This is a genomic window from Waltera acetigignens (genome assembly GCF_025567015.1).
Classification (GTDB): Bacteria; Bacillota; Clostridia; order Lachnospirales; family Lachnospiraceae; genus Acetatifactor; species Acetatifactor acetigignens.
This window is the reverse complement of record NZ_JAOQJO010000009.1, coordinates 17,093-32,690: the sequence shown is the minus strand read 5'-3', so window position 1 is coordinate 32,690 and position 15,598 is coordinate 17,093. Positions and strand designations below refer to the sequence as shown.

General features: G+C 48.5%; 15 protein-coding genes. 12 read left to right on the top strand and 3 right to left on the bottom strand.

Annotated elements, in window-relative coordinates:
* Positions 1-26: 26 nt before the first annotated feature.
* Positions 27-713, top strand: coding sequence for an HAD family hydrolase (locus tag OCV96_RS09630; protein WP_262594388.1), 687 nt, complete (start codon positions 27-29; stop codon positions 711-713).
* A gap of 3 nt (positions 714-716) precedes the next feature.
* Here the strand turns inward: OCV96_RS09630 and OCV96_RS09625 are convergent, their stop codons facing one another.
* Positions 717-1,049, bottom strand: coding sequence for a cupin domain-containing protein (locus OCV96_RS09625; RefSeq protein ID WP_119623520.1), 333 nt, complete (start codon positions 1,047-1,049; stop codon positions 717-719).
* A 122-nt stretch (positions 1,050-1,171) separates the two neighbouring features.
* Here OCV96_RS09625 and OCV96_RS09620 point away from each other — a divergent pair, with 122 nt between their 5' ends.
* The 7 genes from OCV96_RS09620 to pgsA all read left to right on the top strand — a co-directional run bounded on the left by OCV96_RS09620 (position 1,172) and on the right by pgsA (position 6,387).
* Positions 1,172-2,350, top strand: coding sequence for a PP-loop family protein (locus OCV96_RS09620; RefSeq protein ID WP_262594387.1), 1,179 nt, complete (start codon positions 1,172-1,174; stop codon positions 2,348-2,350).
* A 106-nt stretch (positions 2,351-2,456) separates the two neighbouring features.
* On the top strand, positions 2,457-3,335 hold the full coding sequence (locus tag OCV96_RS09615) for a YicC/YloC family endoribonuclease (protein WP_262594386.1): 879 nt from the start codon (positions 2,457-2,459) through the stop codon (positions 3,333-3,335).
* Positions 3,336-3,352: 17 nt separating this feature from the next.
* A complete protein-coding gene (locus OCV96_RS09610) occupies positions 3,353-3,631 on the top strand; it encodes a DUF370 domain-containing protein (RefSeq protein WP_262594385.1) in 279 nt (92 codons plus the stop codon).
* Positions 3,621-4,256 (top strand): guanylate kinase, encoded by a 636-nt coding sequence (gene gmk, locus OCV96_RS09605; protein ID WP_022313125.1) that lies wholly within the window; start codon positions 3,621-3,623, stop codon positions 4,254-4,256. Before OCV96_RS09610 ends, gmk begins: the two co-directional genes overlap by 11 nt.
* 1 nt (position 4,257) lies before the next feature.
* Entirely contained in the window at positions 4,258-4,497 is a 240-nt protein-coding gene (rpoZ, locus tag OCV96_RS09600; protein WP_022153806.1) for a DNA-directed RNA polymerase subunit omega, read from the top strand.
* A gap of 5 nt (positions 4,498-4,502) precedes the next feature.
* Complete coding sequence (rimO, locus tag OCV96_RS09595; protein WP_262594384.1) at positions 4,503-5,831, top strand: 30S ribosomal protein S12 methylthiotransferase RimO; 1,329 nt, start codon at positions 4,503-4,505, stop codon at positions 5,829-5,831.
* A 1-nt stretch (position 5,832) separates the two neighbouring features.
* On the top strand, positions 5,833-6,387 hold the full coding sequence (pgsA, locus tag OCV96_RS09590; RefSeq protein WP_117466760.1) for a CDP-diacylglycerol--glycerol-3-phosphate 3-phosphatidyltransferase: 555 nt from the start codon (positions 5,833-5,835) through the stop codon (positions 6,385-6,387).
* 668 nt (positions 6,388-7,055) lie between these two features.
* On the opposite strand, the gene OCV96_RS09585 is transcribed toward pgsA, so the two are convergent.
* Positions 7,056-8,681 carry a type 2 periplasmic-binding domain-containing protein gene (locus tag OCV96_RS09585; RefSeq protein WP_262594383.1) on the bottom strand — a complete coding sequence of 542 codons (1,626 nt, stop codon included), beginning with the start codon at positions 8,679-8,681 and terminating at the stop codon, positions 7,056-7,058.
* Between the two features lie 190 nt (positions 8,682-8,871).
* The gene (locus tag OCV96_RS09580) at positions 8,872-11,010 is read right to left on the bottom strand and encodes a glycoside hydrolase family 3 C-terminal domain-containing protein (protein WP_262594382.1); all 2,139 of its coding nucleotides are present in this window, start codon (positions 11,008-11,010) and stop codon (positions 8,872-8,874) included.
* A 220-nt stretch (positions 11,011-11,230) separates the two neighbouring features.
* On the opposite strand from OCV96_RS09580, the gene OCV96_RS09575 reads away from it, so the two are divergent.
* From OCV96_RS09575 to OCV96_RS09560, 4 genes are all read left to right on the top strand, one after another.
* Positions 11,231-12,103 (top strand): helix-turn-helix transcriptional regulator, encoded by an 873-nt coding sequence (locus OCV96_RS09575; RefSeq protein WP_262594381.1) that lies wholly within the window; start codon positions 11,231-11,233, stop codon positions 12,101-12,103.
* Between the two features lie 86 nt (positions 12,104-12,189).
* Positions 12,190-13,455 (top strand): competence/damage-inducible protein A, encoded by a 1,266-nt coding sequence (locus tag OCV96_RS09570; RefSeq protein WP_227062014.1) that lies wholly within the window; start codon positions 12,190-12,192, stop codon positions 13,453-13,455.
* Positions 13,456-13,800: 345 nt separating this feature from the next.
* Complete coding sequence (recA, locus tag OCV96_RS09565; RefSeq protein ID WP_227062016.1) at positions 13,801-14,829, top strand: recombinase RecA; 1,029 nt, start codon at positions 13,801-13,803, stop codon at positions 14,827-14,829.
* Between the two features lie 4 nt (positions 14,830-14,833).
* Entirely contained in the window at positions 14,834-15,463 is a 630-nt protein-coding gene (locus tag OCV96_RS09560; protein WP_262594380.1) for a regulatory protein RecX, read from the top strand.
* Positions 15,464-15,598: the final 135 nt, after the last annotated feature.

Sequence of the window (15,598 nt, the reverse complement as noted above, 5' to 3'; positions counted from 1 at the left end):
ATGGTGCTCTGGATGTGAGGAGAATTATGAAGACAACAATAACCGCAGTGATATTTGATATGGACGGTGTCCTCTTTGATACCGAGAGGATGTATATGGAGTGCTGGAGAGAAGCGGCGGAGCCCAGGGGCCTTAAAAATGTGGACGAGATTTCCAAAGCCTGTATCGGAAGGACACTGCAGGGCACGAAGGAAGTGTTCGAGGCAGCGAAAGCAGAGCAGGGCATCGATGTGTCTTTTGAAGAATTGCATGAGGATTGCAGCCGGAGATTTAAGGAAAAGGAAGAACGGGAAGGCCTTCCCGAGAAGCCGGGCGTGCATGAGATCCTGGAATATCTGAAGGAGAACCGCATTCCAACAGCATTGGCATCCTCTACACGCAGGACCGCAGTTATGGAGCATCTGGACAGAGCGGGTATCACATCTTATTTTCAGAGAATTATCTGCGGCGACATGGTGGAGCATGGCAAGCCTGCACCCGATATTTATCTGAAGGCATGCGAGGAGCTTGGGGTTGCACCCGGACAGGCACTGGCGGTGGAGGATTCCTTCAACGGTATCCGGTCCGCCTATGCGGCAGGCTTATATACTGTGATGGTGCCGGACCAGCTGCCGCCCACAGAAGAGATTCTTGCGCTGGTAGACAAAAAGTGTGACAGCCTGACAGAGCTTCAGGCGCAGCTGACGGAGCTTCTGGCGGTATGTGGGGACTGAGGATCATTCTACTGCGGCATGGAACCATAGAACCTTACAGCAGTCACAGGAGGGATCCCGTCTGATCACATGATCCGTGTGAGCCGGTACCATAAAGGCGGTACCGGGCAGCAGAGGGATTTCTTCGCCATCGATGAGAGCATATCCTTTTCCGTCCAATACGAAGAAGCCTTCCTGATCGTCATGCTTTTGCGGCATGTGATATTCTGTGTTGCGATAGAGGGATACGCCCATACGACACCCTTTTACACACCCCTGGTCTTCATCTAACAGAGTGTGCCCGGTGCGTTCGGGCATTTGAGCTATAATGGAATCTAAAGTAGTATAAGGAATCATTTGTGTGCCTTTCTATGGATGTAATGTAACGATTCAGTTACCATATTTTTAATAACAGTGTAGCAGACTGAGAGAGGAAAAACAATAGACTGCCTGTTCGGGCAGAGTAAAGGAATATAAAAATGGAAGAAAAAGAGACAATACGGCCCATTGAGATCACATGGGAAGAACTACAGTCCCGGGACCTTGACCGATACATCCTGGTGGATACCAGAGGGGATGAAGCAGTAAACTATGGAATGATTCCCGGAGCCATTGCAATCCCCGAATGTGAACTTATAGACAGACTTGCGGCGGCAGCAGGGGATAAAAAAGTAATTTTGTATTGCAGCCGTGGACAGAACAGTAAGGTGTCTGCAGAGTATTTCAGAGAACAGGGAATGGAGGCCTACAGCTTACAGGGCGGCTATACCGGATGGCTGCTGAACCTGATACAGAAGGAACAGCCCGGAGAAAAGGAAAATGAACGGGCAAGGGAAATTGAGAAGAGCATCCGCAAAAAGTTCCACAAAGTCCTGTTTTCCCGGTTTGCCAAAGCTATCAACGAATACGATATGATTCAGGAAAACGACAAGATCGCTGTATGCATTTCCGGCGGTAAAGATTCCATGCTGATGGCAAAACTGTTCCAGGAGCTGAAACGCCATAACAAGTTCCCCTTTGAACTGGTATTTTTAGTGATGGATCCCGGCTACAGCGAGGCAAACCGTAAGATCATTGAGAACAATGCGAAGCTGATGGATATTCCCATCACCATTTTTGAATCCCAGATATTTGATGCGGTGTATGACATAGAGGATTCCCCCTGCTATCTGTGTGCGAGAATGCGCAGAGGCTATCTGTACAGTCATGCGAAAGAGCTGGGCTGCAACAAGATCGCTCTGGGACATCATTACGATGACGTCATCGAGACGATCCTGATGGGAATGCTGTACGGTGGACAGGTACAGACCATGATGCCGAAGCTTCACAGTACGAATTTCGAGGGCATGGAGCTGATCCGCCCTATGTACCTGATCAGGGAGGATGACATCAAGCACTGGAGAGATTACAATGATCTGCATTTTATTCAGTGTGCCTGCCGGTTCACTGACACTTGTACCACTTGCCGTACCGATGGCAGCAGTCCCTCCAAGCGTATGGAGATTAAGAACCTGATCGCTTCGCTGAAACAGACTAACCCTTTTATCGAGGGGAATATTTTCAAGAGTGTGGAGAATGTAAACTTACGTACGATCATCGCCTACAAAGAGGATGGTGTGAAGCATCATTTTCTGGAGCATTACGACGAGTGGAAATAGTGTAAATAGGGCACCTGCACTTGACGGAAAGGGCATATTTATTCTATAATAGAATGAAAACCGTAAATTGCGGAAGGTATTACACGCCCTTACAACAGGAGAAGCTATGATCAAGAGTATGACGGGATTTGGCAGATGTGAAACTGCCGAGAATAACAGAAAGTTTACCGTAGAGATGAAGTCTGTGAATCATCGCTACCTTGATGTGAACATCAAAATGCCGAAGAAGTTGAATTTCTTTGAATCTGCGATCCGCAGTGAACTGAAGAATTATATTTCCAGAGGTAAAGTAGATCTGTTCATTACCTACGAGGATTTTTCCGAGAACACGTCCAATGTCCGTTACAACAAGGAACTGGCGGCGGAGTATCTGGGATACCTGAAGCAGATGGCCAGTGATTTTGACTTAGACTGCGATATCCGAGTGTCCACTTTGTCCAAGTATCCGGATGTATTTGTGATGGAAGAACAGGACATCGATGAGGAAGAACTGTGGAAAGAACTGCAGAGAGCCCTGAAGGGTGCCTGCGAGATGTTTGTACAGACCAGGATCACCGAGGGCGAGCATTTAAGAGATGACTTAATTAGCAAGCTGGATGGCATGCTGAAGCTGGTGGATTTCATTACGGAACGTTCTCCCCAGATCATTACTGAGTACCGTCAGAAGCTGGAAGACCGTGTGAAGGAACTGCTGGGCGATACTACTGTAGATGAAGGAAGACTTCTGACCGAGGTGACGATCTTCGCAGATAAGGTATGCGTAGATGAGGAACTGGTGAGACTGCGCAGCCATATCGAGACCACGAAGAGTACGCTGATGGCCGGTGGCAGTATCGGAAGAAAGCTGGATTTTCTGGCACAGGAGATGAACCGCGAAGCCAACACCATCCTGTCCAAGTCCAACGATCTGGAGATCTCCAACTGTGCGATTGAGCTCAAGACCGAGATCGAAAAGGTTCGTGAACAAATACAAAATATTGAATAGCCACGAAAGGTGATACCATGAACCGATTGATCCATATAGGATTTGGCAATATTGTAAATACGGATAAGATCATCGCCATCGTCAGCCCGGAGGCCGCACCCATCAAACGACTGGTGCAGAAGGCCAAGGAGACCGGACAGGCAATCGACGCCACACAGGGACGGAAGACGAAAGCGGTACTGGTCATGGAGAACAGTCAGGTCGTTCTGTCGGCACTGCTTCCCGAGACAATCGCGGGAAGAGCACAGGCACTGTGGCCGGGAGAGGAAAAAGAGGACAGAGAAGATGCAGAATAAGGGAATATTGATGGTGATCTCCGGATTCTCCGGAGCCGGCAAAGGAACACTGGTGAAAAAGCTGTTATCGGAATATGACAATTATGCGTTGTCCATTTCCATGACTACCAGACAGCCCAGAGAAGGCGAGGAGGACGGAAGAGAATATTTCTTCCGTACCAGAGAACAATTTGAAGAAAATATTGCAAAAAACGGATTTATCGAGTATGCTCAGTATTGCGGCAATTATTACGGAACACCGAAAGCATATGTGGAAGAGCAGATGCAGGCAGGCAAGGATGTGATCTTAGAGATCGAGATCCAGGGAGCCATGAAGATCAAAGAGCAGTTCCCGGAGAGCCTGTTACTGTTTGTTACCCCTCCCAGTGCAGAAGAACTGCAGAAGAGACTGGTGGGCAGAGGAACCGAGACAGCAGATGTCATTGCACAGAGACTGTCCCGGGCTTATGAGGAATCAGAAGGCATGGATGCCTATGATTATATAGTAGTGAACGATGATCTGGATGTGTGTGCCGCAGAAGTACAGAAGTTTGTGGAAGCGGCGAAAAATGAACCGTCCCGTCGTAGAGAATTTATCAAAGAGATCAGAGAGGAACTGAAAGGTTTCGCGAAAGGAGCAAAATAAAATGTTACATCCCTCTTATACCGATTTAATGAAAGTAGTAAACAGCGAGGTAGAACCCGGTGAAGCACCTGTAGTCAACAGCCGTTATTCTATCGTTATGGCAACTGCCAAGAGAGCAAGACAGATCATCGCAGGTGACGAGCCTCTGGTAACTGCCAAGGTGGATAAGCCTCTGTCTATCGCAGTAGAAGAACTGAACCAGGGGAAGATCAAGATTCTTGGTGATGATGAGGAAGCATAAGACGCATGAAGATATTGTTTGTATCCCTGGGCTGTGACAAGAATCTTGTCGATTCTGAGAAGATGCTTGGCATGCTCCAGGAAAAAGGTTATACCTTCACGGATGATGAAGCAGAGGCAGATGTAGTAGTAGTAAACACCTGCTGCTTTATCGGTGATGCCAAGGAAGAAAGCATCAATACATTACTGCAGATGGGAGAACTGAAGGACAGCGGACAGGTCAAAGCACTGATCGCAGCAGGTTGTCTGGCACAGCGTTACCGTGAGGAAATCCAGAAGGAGATTCCGCAGGTGGACGCCATTATCGGAACCACTGCTATTGATGAGATCGTAGCTGCCCTGGAGGAAATCCTTGCAGGCCAGAAACAGAATCATTATGAAGATATCAATGCCGCCCCTGTGACAGAGACCAACCGTGTTGTCACTACAGGCGGACATTTTGCGTATCTGAAAATTGCAGAGGGCTGTGACAAACACTGTACCTACTGCATTATTCCGAAGGTTAGAGGCAATTACCGCAGCGTTCCCATGGAGAGTCTCATCAAGGAAGCCAAAGAGTTGGCGGACAAGGGCGTACGGGAGCTGATCCTGGTAGCACAGGAGACCACGCTGTACGGTATGGATCTGTACGGTAAAAAGGAACTGCCCAGACTTTTGCATGAACTGGCGCAGATTCCCGGCATTTATTGGATCCGTATTTTATATTGCTATCCTGAGGAGATCACGGACGAGCTGATTGATGCAATTGCTGCAGAGCCCAAGGTCTGCAATTATCTGGATATTCCCATTCAGCATGCTTCCGACAATGTGTTAAAGCGCATGGGAAGACGTACCGACCAGGCAGAACTTCGTGCTATCATCGGTAAGCTTCGGGAGAAGATTCCCGATATCTGTTTGAGAACGACTCTGATCAGCGGATTCCCTGGAGAGACTCAGGAGGATTTCGAGGAACTGTATCGCTTTGTTAACGAGATGGAATTCGATCGTCTGGGCGTATTCCCTTATTCCCAGGAGGAAGATACTCCCGCAGCCACCATGGAAGATCAGGTGCCGCAGGAGGTCAAGGAATTTCGCAGGGATGAACTGATGGAATTGCAGCAGGCCATCGCTTTTGACAAAGCGGAGGATATGGTAGGTCGTATCCTGACTGTAATGATCGAGGGCAAGGTAGCGGACGAAGAGACCTATGTCGCAAGAACCTACAGAGATGCCCCTAATGTGGATGGCTATCTGTTTGTAAATACTTCAGCGAATCTGATGACCGGAGATTTTGTCAAGGTTCTGGTCACCGATTCCAATGAATATGATCTGATAGGAGAGATATACCATGAGTAAGATGAATCTGCCTAACAAGCTGACTATTTTCCGTGTGATCCTGATCGTGCCGTTTATTATCCTGTTGCTGGGAGGCCAGGCCGGATGGTTCGGCGATAATACCTTCGTGACGGATATGATCGCGTTGGCTATCTTCATCATCGCCAGTCTGACGGATCTGATCGACGGTAAGATCGCCAGAAAATACAATCTGATCACAGATTTCGGAAAGTTCATGGATCCGCTGGCGGATAAGCTGTTAGTATGTTCCGCCATGATCGCACTGATCGAGATGAACCGTATCCCTTCCTGGGTGGTCATCATCATCATCGCCAGAGAGTTCATCATCAGCGGCTTCCGCCTGATCGCTTCCGACAACGGTGTAGTCATCGCCGCAAGCTACTGGGGCAAGTTCAAGACCACCTTCCAGATGGTTATGATCTGTCTGATGATCGCCAACTTCCCGCAGTTACAGATCCTCACCGATATTATTATGTGGATCGCACTGATCCTCACCGTAGTATCTCTGATCGATTATCTCGTGAAGAACAAAGATGTTATGAAAGATACGAAGTAAATAGAAAGTTAGCCTAGCTACGAGCCATGCAAAAATAGAACGGAATACCTCGGTGGGAGCTTGCTCACACAAGAGGTTATTTCGTTCTATTTTTATACGGCGACAGCCGTCTATGAAATAAGATTGACAGCGTTCTTTGCTGACAATCTTATGAATAGCGTGGCTCATTGCGGATGGTAGTTTCAAATCCACGAACGTCCACAGCAAACGGAACATCCTTCCGCGGTGGGCATCGCGGCATTTATTATAGCCTACGTTACGAAATGCCTTGTAATCTACATTTTTTCTCTGTTGAGCCCCGGAAGTTTCCGACAAGCGGGGCGTAATCCGTGTTTTTTCTCTGTTGAGCCCCGGAGGTTTCCGACAAGCGGGGCGTAATTCGTGTTTTTTCTCTGTTGAGCCCCGGAAGTTTCCGACAAGCGGGGCGTAATCTACATTTTTCTTCTACTATGTCCCGAAGATAAAACCCTCCGCAATGAGCCGCATCTCGGCATAAGTAAAGACAGCGAATCATGCGCGAGCGCCCATCGCTGTCTTCACTATGCCTATGCGCGGCTCATTGCTCGCGTAACTTTCCAGTTACCGTAAAAAGCCGTCTCACATTTTTGTGAAGCGGCTTTTTTAGTGCGCCCGGCGGAGCAGGTTGCTAATCGGTTATTTTTTACTATTTAGTCTGCATTCAGCTGTCCGAGGATCTCGTCTACCATATCCTGGGTAGTCTTAACATAATTGTCCATAGCGGCATCTACATCTCCGCCCTTTACAACAACCTCGGCGATGACTACGTTTTTGGCATCATTGATCGTACCGCCGTAGTTGGTAATACCGTCACAGGAAGCAGAGTGGGGAGCGTCTACGCTGTGTTCGGAGAAGAACTCGTTACATTCCTTGGTCAGATCGGTAGCGGATTCAAAACCATTCTCTAAGGAGCAGATCATGGAAGAAGGATCGATAGCATTCTTTTTCCATAATGCACTGGGATCGGAAGGATTCAGACGCAGATGGAACTCACCGTCTTTGTATTCATAGGTCTTGGCATTGTCAGTACCTTCACCGGTAACAATAGTCTCAGCCTCAGTAGACCAATGGTAGCCTTCTGCACCGTATACCCACAGGGTCTGTACAGTACCGCCGTCGAACATGGTCTCGAAGACTGCATCGAAGATTGCCTGTTCTCTGGAATCATCGCCGTCACCGTCATCAATGATGCAGTATACAGGAGATTCTCTGTTCAGGTAGCCATCCATTTCAGCGATGGGGGCCAGTCTTGCCAGTCCGGAATCTACACCGTTCTTATCCATGTTGTTAACCAAGTTATCGTTCCAGTAACCGGACCAGTAGGTGAAAGCACCGAAGGAACCGGACTGATCGGAAGACCACCATTTTTCACGGACATCCTTGGTACCCATGGTCAGGGATTCGGGATCGATGACACCGTCTGCGTAAGCCTGCTGTAAACGAAGCAGAGCATCTTTGGTCTCCTGGGTGTTGAAACCGTCATACCATACACCGTTCTCATCATAGGTGAAGCTGGGATATGCGTTCTGCCAGAACTGAGGCAGATAGTTGGTGTAAGGAGCCTCGGAACCGATAAAGCCTGCTGCAGCTACGCCGTAGGTATCGTTCTTGCCATTGCCATCGGGATCCTGCTCGGTGAATGCCTTTAACATTGCATAGTAGGAATCCCAGTCGGTAATATCCTCAGCCTTCATGCCGACTGCATCTAGCCATGCCTGCTTTACATAAGTGATACAGCCGCCGCCAAGACCGGTGGACAGACCATACTGTCTGCCGTCGATACGGACATTCTCGTTTACTGCGGGCAGTACCATGTGGCTGTGGAACTTTGCATTATCATAAGCAGCTGTCATATCCCACAGAAGACCTGTTTTTGCATATTCTGCATACTGACCGGCATTCAGCAGAATGACATCGGGGTAATCACCGCTGGCAAACAGACGGCCAACGCCATCTACATAGCTGGAATGGTCTAACTGCTGGATATTCAGACTGATGGGATGGCCCAGTGCTTCACTGACAGCTGTGTCCCATTGTTCGACGAATTTGTCCTGATAAGCATCCACAGATGCATTGAAGGTACCGTCTACGACGAGGGTAACCTTGTCCAGTACATAACCGTCATCGGAAGAAGCGGTGCTTTCGGTAGCAGCAGTAGTGCTTCCGTTATCGGTGGTGGATGCTGCGGGAGTATCGGAACTCTGACTTCCGCAGGCGGTGAGTGCAGTCAGCATGGAAACGGACAGCAACAGGCTTAAGATCTTGTTTCTTTTCATTGTAATCCTCCTTGTTTTCCGAAGGAAAATCCGAGCCCCTATGGCGAGGAGAGGATTTATCCTCCTTGTTTTCCGAAGGAAAATCCAATTTCACAAAGTGAAATTTCCCCTTATGGCGAGGAGAGGATTTATCCTCCTTGTTTTAAAAATACATCTCTCTATAGCAAATGGTTTACCACCATAATGCTCATTATAAAGTGACCGCGAATACCTGGCCTCTGTTGCCTGTATAGATCTTCTGATCTTCTTCTGTGAGATCCGGCTGGGAAAATCCCAGATAAAGTGTAGCAGAAGTGCCATCAAATACTCTGTTGCCGGAATTGTCTACCGTGGTAAAGGCCATGGGCGGAATGGTGATCCGGAATTCTTTGCTTTCTCCGGCATCCAGACGGATCCGTTCGAACGCAGCCAGCTTGTGGTTGGGAACTTCGTTGGAAGAACCGTTTACATGGACATAGACCTGTATGACATCACTTAAGTCACGATCCGTGGGATTCTGGCAATGTATTGTGATTTGTGCGGAAGGAATCTCCTTCGTGTAATCAACTTCAGTTACTTTTGCTTCTGTGATCTGCAATTCTCCGTAGGTGAGTCCGAAACCAAAAGGCTTCCAGGGTCTGCCTTCAAAATAACGGTAAGTGCGTCCGGTCATATGATAATCGGTAATGTCTGGCAGCGGTCCGGCATTATAATAGAAGGTAAGGGGCAGCTTGCCGCCGGGAGATACTTTGCCGAACAGGATGTCTGCAATGGCCCGTCCGCCTTCTCCGCCGGGATACCAGGCATGCAGTATTGCAGGCACCTGATCTTCGTAAGCGGACAGATCGATGGGGCTTCCGGCCAGATCAATCAGAATCACCGGAGTACCGGTAGCGATGACCTGTTCTACCAGATCCCTCTGGATCTTGGGAAGCAGCAGATCTGGCTTGTCTCCACTGGCAAATGCATTACCCACATCTCCCTGTTCTCCTTCCAGTGTGGAGTCGAGACCGACACATACAATGGCTAGGTCACAGGATTCTGCCAATGCCACAGCTTCGGGGATACGGTAGTTCTGAAATACCTTTCGTACGGAAGGGTCATCATAGAGCAGACATCCCTCTGCATAATTGACATCCCAGCCGGTATCCTCGCAGATTCTTGTAATTCCTTCCACTACAGTGATGGAACGGGGCGGGGTACCGTTGTAGTTACCAACCAGTGCGGCATGACTGTCGGCATTGGGGCCGATGACAGCCATGCGTTTGTTATCTTTCAAGGACAGAGGCAGTGTACCGTCATTTTTCAACAGAACACAGCTTTCCACAGCGGCCTGATAAGCCAGTTCCCGATGTTCTTTACAGCCCACCACATTGTAGGGAATTTCGTCCAGGGAACTGTGATCGAAGAGTCCTAACAGGTATCTGGTGGTGAAAAGACGTTCTGCACTGCGGCGGATTTCTTCTTCGGTTACCTTTCCCTGTTTATATGCCTGTAAAATATATTCATAGGTACAGCCGCAGTTTAAATCACAACCCTTTTCCAGGGCAAGAGCGGCGGAATCCTCCGGAAATGCAGTTACATGATGTCCCTCGTGGAAATCACGGATCGCCCAGCAGTCGGAAACGTAATGTCCTTCAAAATGCCATTTGTCGCGAAGCACCTCCTCCATAAGATAGGAGTGAGCACAGCAGGGTTCCTCGTTGGTACGGTTATAAGCACCCATGACAGCTTCCACATCAGCCTGTGTCACCAGAGCTTCAAAAGCGGGAAGATAAGTTTCCCACAGATCCTTCTTCGTAGCTTTGGCGTCGAAACTGTGACGCAGAGCCTCGGGACCGGAATGCACCGCAAAATGTTTGGCACAGGCGGCAGTGGTCAGGTAACCGTCTCTTTTGGTCTGTAATCCTTCCACAAAGGCACAGCCAAGAGAAGCGGTAAGTACGGGATCTTCTCCGTAGGTCTCCTGGCCTCTTCCCCAGCGGGGATCACGGAAGATATTGATATTGGGCGACCACATGGTCACACCTTTGTACCGGGTGCGGTCTCCGAGGCGGGAATAAGCATTATATTTTGCCCGGGCTTCCAAAGCGATGGAACCGGCGATTTTCTGTAATAATTCACGGTCAAAAGTTGCACCCAGGCCAATCGCCTGCGGATAACAGGTGGCAGTACCGGCTCTGGCAACACCATGAAGGGCTTCACTCCACCAGTCATAGGCGGGAATGCCCAGACGGGGAATCGCGGGAGACGAGTGTAACAGCTGGGAAGCAGCTTCTTCTATTGTCATTTGTGCTACCAGTGCGGTAGCTTTTTCTCTGGCTTCTGTACGATTCATAATATATCTCACTTTTTGTTTTTTAAATTGGAACTGCTTTCATTTAAGCTTATTGTAAGTGAAAAAAGTGTGGACTGCACGACAAAAAGAAATTACATATGGGACAAAAATTGCTATTTTTAACAAAACAGGTAGAAATTCGGGACGGAATATGGTATGTAGAATACAGAGAGCTTTAAATTTTGTGCCTGCGGCCCAAAGTTTGCAGACTGTGAAAGGAATGGGGATTGGTATGAACACAGTAAAACCGTTTTATGAGAGCCGGAAAAAGGTCTATGACTGTCATGTCTGGTGGCATCCGAATTTTCCGTTCCATCTGCATAAGCATATGGAATTCGTTCATGTGACGGAAGGAGAGATGGATGCTACGGTAGCGGGGGTGAGCTATCATCTGACTGCCGGAGATTGCCTAATGATCTACCCGAACCAGCTCCATTCCTACAGTTCTGTGGGAGAGGTGGGAATGCTTCTGATCATTGCAGATATGGATTCCATCGGGGAATTTCAGGAAGAACTTACCTATTATGATATGGAGTCTCCCTGTTTTCAGAAAAGCATGCTCAGCCGTTACGGACAGATGGTACTGGACATTCTGGCAGATATTGGTCTGCATAAGGAACTGCGGCCATTTCGGCAGGACAAGGGACTTCTGATGGCACTGTTGGCGGATATGTATGAAAATATTCCAGTGATCAAAAAGGACAAGCCTTCGGATCTGAATATCACGCAGAAACTTTTGCAATATATCAACGATAATATCACCGGGGAACTGACGGCACAGAAGGTGGCAAAAGAGTTGGGTATTAGTCCGTATTATCTGTCCCATATTTTTTCCTCCCAGTTAAATATCTCTTTTCCTTCCTATGTAGCGCAGCAGCGGATGATCCTGGCCTGCAATCTGTTGAAGGACAGCAGAAAGACGGTGACAGAGATCAGTTACGAATGCGGATTTCCTAATATGCGGACCTTCCACCGCTGTTTTCAGAAAAGGTATGAATGCACCCCTACTCAGTGGCGGGAGCGGAGTCACAAGGGAACGGATGAAAAAATACGACACCAGCTCTGGAATCAGGAAAAAGTGGAAAGTGAAAATTCTCTGGAGTAAAATATTTCCTTTTCTCCGCCCGAGAAGTGTAGTATACTGTCTGTGGGAAAGATATAGGACAAGTGACAGCGAAAGGCGGTAAAGATATGACAGCGGAGATCATCTGTGTAGGTACCGAATTATTACTGGGGAACATTGTGAATACGAATGCAGCTTATCTGGCGGAAAAGCTGGCGGGAGCCGGACTGGACTGTTACTACCAGACAGTGGTGGGAGATAATGTGGAGAGACTGGCAGGTGTGTTGAAATGTGCCATGGAGCGTTCGGATGTGATCCTGTTATCTGGTGGACTGGGACCCACGGAGGATGATCTGACCAAGGAGACTGTGGCGGAAGTCTGTGGAAAGAATCTCTCGGTGGATGATCACAGCATGGAGCGCATTGCCGAATTTTTCGCAGTCAGAGATATTCAGCCCACGGAGAACAACTGGAAACAGGCCATGGTGCCAGAGGGAGCGAAGGTGCTGGACAATGATAATGGAACAGCGCCGGGCATTATTCTGGAGACGGAGAAGAACCGTATTGTGTTGCTGCCGGGACCCCCTGCGGAACTGGTTCCCATGTTCGAACAGCAGGTGCTTCCTTATCTGGATACACTGACTCCCGGGGTGATCTGTTCTCAGATGGTAAAGCTTTGCGGTGTGCCGGAGAGCCAGGTGGAGGATACCCTGAAGGATCTGATCGACGGACAGACCAATCCTACGATAGCTACCTATGCCAAGACGGGAGAAGTACATATCCGTGTCACCGCTTCCGGGGAAGATACCAAGGCAGCTGGAAAAGCCATTAAACCTGTGGTGAAGGAACTGAAATCCCGTTTCGGAGCGGATATTTACAGTACCAAGGCGGAGACTACCCTGGAGATGGCGGTAGCAGATCTGCTGATGGCCAATGATCTGACGGTGACAACCGCGGAATCCTGTACCGGCGGCATGATCGCGGCAAGGATCATCAATGTCCCCGGGGTATCGGAGTGCTACAAGGCCGGACTGGTGACTTATTCCAATAAGGCAAAACGGAAATTCCTGGGAGTGCGTAAGAGCACGCTGGACAAATACGGTGCCGTCAGCAGCAAGACTGCCTCAGAGATGGCAAAAGGAGCCGCACTGTTAATGAAATCGGATGTGGCTGTGGCAGTGACCGGAATTGCGGGACCGGACGGCGGAACCGAGGAAAAGCCGGTAGGACTGGTATATATCGGATGCAGCGTAAAGGGAGAAGTTACGGTGAAAGAGTATCATTTCTCCGGAACCCGCAGCCAGATCAGAGAGGCAACTACCTCTGCAGCACTGATTCTTATGCGCAGCTGTATTCTGAAATACTTCAGTAAAGTTACTTTTGGTAAAAAGTAACAGAAAAATATTTTGTGAGATACCCTCAAAACGAAGGGGTAAAAAATTGTAGATAGTGACGAAAACACAGGAAATGTATCATGCGTCCTTGCGGGAAGCGGGGATGTGTGATACATTCTTTTTGTATCTTTTATCTCTGATTATCGACAGACATTTCAGGATGTTCAGGCATTCGCCAAAATTTCAGACGATCATCGGAACGAAAAAATAAGGGGGAATGCTTATGAGGGAGCTTTAATGTACACAAAATATGTATAATAAAAATAGACATTGACAAACACGAACAAATGTTTTATCCTAAATAAAAAGCAGAACATTTGTTCCTTGAACAAAAAGGAGATTGACATGGAAAAAGACGATAAGCTTAAAGCATTGGATGCGGCGCTGAGCCAGATCGAGAAGCAGTACGGAAAGGGCGCGGTAATGAAGCTGGGAGATCCCACGGCACAGATGAATGTGGAGACCATCCCCACCGGTTCTTTAAGTTTGGATATAGCGTTAGGACTGGGCGGTATTCCCAAGGGAAGAATCATTGAGATCTACGGACCGGAATCCAGTGGTAAGACCACCGTTACCTTACATATGATCGCAGAAGTACAGAAAAGAGGCGGTATTGCCGGATTCATCGATGCGGAGCATGCTCTGGATCCTGTCTATGCGAAGAACATCGGCGTAGATATTGACAACCTGTACATTTCCCAGCCGGATAACGGTGAGCAGGCACTGGAGATCACGGAGACCATGGTACGCTCCGGAGCCATTGACATTATCGTAGTGGACTCCGTAGCCGCACTGGTACCCAAGGCCGAGATTGACGGTGATATGGGAGACAGCCATGTGGGTTTACAGGCACGACTGATGTCCCAGGCGCTGCGCAAGCTGACCGCTGTGATCAGCAAGTCCAACTGTACGGTTATCTTTATCAACCAGCTGCGTGAGAAGGTAGGTGTAATGTTCGGTAATCCTGAGACCACTACTGGCGGACGTGCGCTGAAGTTCTATTCTTCTGTACGACTGGATGTCAGAAGGATCGAAGCTCTGAAGCAGGGCGGTGAAGTGATCGGTAACCGTACCCGTGTCAAAGTCGTTAAGAATAAGATTGCACCTCCTTTCAAGGAAGCAGAGTTTGATATCATGTTCGGTGAAGGTATTTCCATGGTAGGAGATATTCTGGATCTGGCAGCCAGCTGTGACGTTGTGGCAAAGTCCGGTGCCTGGTATGCCTACGAGGGCAACAAGATCGGACAAGGCCGTGAGAATGCCAAGCAGTATTTAAAAGACAATCCCGCCATCTGCGATGAGATTGCCGAGAAGGTCAGAGATCATTACGGACTAAAGGCAGATGTCACTGCCGCAGCAGAGAAGGAAGAGTAGATCCATGCTGGTAACACAGGTTACGGAACTTTCCAAATCGAGAAGCAAAGTATATATTGATCAGGAATTCGCCTTTGTATTGTACAAAGGCGAATTGCGTCTTTACCATATAAAGGAAGGACAGCAATTAAGCGAGGAAGACTATCGGACTATCATGCAGGAGGTACTTCCCAAGCGGGCGAAGCTTCGTGCCATGAACCTGTTGCAGGGAAGAGAATATACGACGGCACAGCTGCGGACAAAATTACAGCAGGGCTTTTATCCGGCGGAGATCATAGAGCAGGCTATCGTCTATGTGGCGGGCTTTCATTATATCGATGATTTGCGATATGCCGTGGATTATATTACTTATCACGAGGACAGCCGCAGCAGGCGGCGGATCGAACAGGATCTGCAGGGCAAGGGAATCCCGGCAGCTACCATGGAAGAGGCCTGGCAGGTCTGGCGGGAGAACGGTGGGGAGCAGGACGAACAGCGTATGATCCGGGAACAGCTTCATAAGAAGCACTATGATCCGGAAGCAGAGACAGACTGGAAGGAACGTCAGAAAATCTACGCTTTTCTGGCCAGAAAGGGATTCTCCGCAGAAGCTATCCGCAAAGCCATCGGTGGCATGCATAGCGATGATTTCTGAGAATACCGGACGACGCATAACAGCAAGAAATAATGCACAAAGATTGTTTTGATATAGGAACTATTTTTGGACTAATTGCGACTTGTACTTGACATGGGTGTAATTTCAGTTTACACTAATACTGTTGTGAATTGC

Coding starts and splice junctions, on each gene's coding strand:
- pgsA (WP_117466760.1), top strand. CDS start 5,833: ATGAATCTGCCTAACAAGCTGACTATTTTCCGTGTGATCCTGATCGTG.
- OCV96_RS09625 (WP_119623520.1), bottom strand. CDS start 1,049: ATGATTCCTTATACTACTTTAGATTCCATTATAGCTCAAATGCCCGAA.
- OCV96_RS09575 (WP_262594381.1), top strand. CDS start 11,231: ATGAACACAGTAAAACCGTTTTATGAGAGCCGGAAAAAGGTCTATGAC.
- OCV96_RS09570 (WP_227062014.1), top strand. CDS start 12,190: ATGACAGCGGAGATCATCTGTGTAGGTACCGAATTATTACTGGGGAAC.
- rpoZ (WP_022153806.1), top strand. CDS start 4,258: ATGTTACATCCCTCTTATACCGATTTAATGAAAGTAGTAAACAGCGAG.
- recA (WP_227062016.1), top strand. CDS start 13,801: ATGGAAAAAGACGATAAGCTTAAAGCATTGGATGCGGCGCTGAGCCAG.
- OCV96_RS09560 (WP_262594380.1), top strand. CDS start 14,834: ATGCTGGTAACACAGGTTACGGAACTTTCCAAATCGAGAAGCAAAGTA.
- OCV96_RS09630 (WP_262594388.1), top strand. CDS start 27: ATGAAGACAACAATAACCGCAGTGATATTTGATATGGACGGTGTCCTC.
- OCV96_RS09610 (WP_262594385.1), top strand. CDS start 3,353: ATGAACCGATTGATCCATATAGGATTTGGCAATATTGTAAATACGGAT.
- OCV96_RS09585 (WP_262594383.1), bottom strand. CDS start 8,681: ATGAAAAGAAACAAGATCTTAAGCCTGTTGCTGTCCGTTTCCATGCTG.
- OCV96_RS09620 (WP_262594387.1), top strand. CDS start 1,172: ATGGAAGAAAAAGAGACAATACGGCCCATTGAGATCACATGGGAAGAA.
- rimO (WP_262594384.1), top strand. CDS start 4,503: ATGAAGATATTGTTTGTATCCCTGGGCTGTGACAAGAATCTTGTCGAT.
- gmk (WP_022313125.1), top strand. CDS start 3,621: ATGCAGAATAAGGGAATATTGATGGTGATCTCCGGATTCTCCGGAGCC.
- OCV96_RS09615 (WP_262594386.1), top strand. CDS start 2,457: ATGATCAAGAGTATGACGGGATTTGGCAGATGTGAAACTGCCGAGAAT.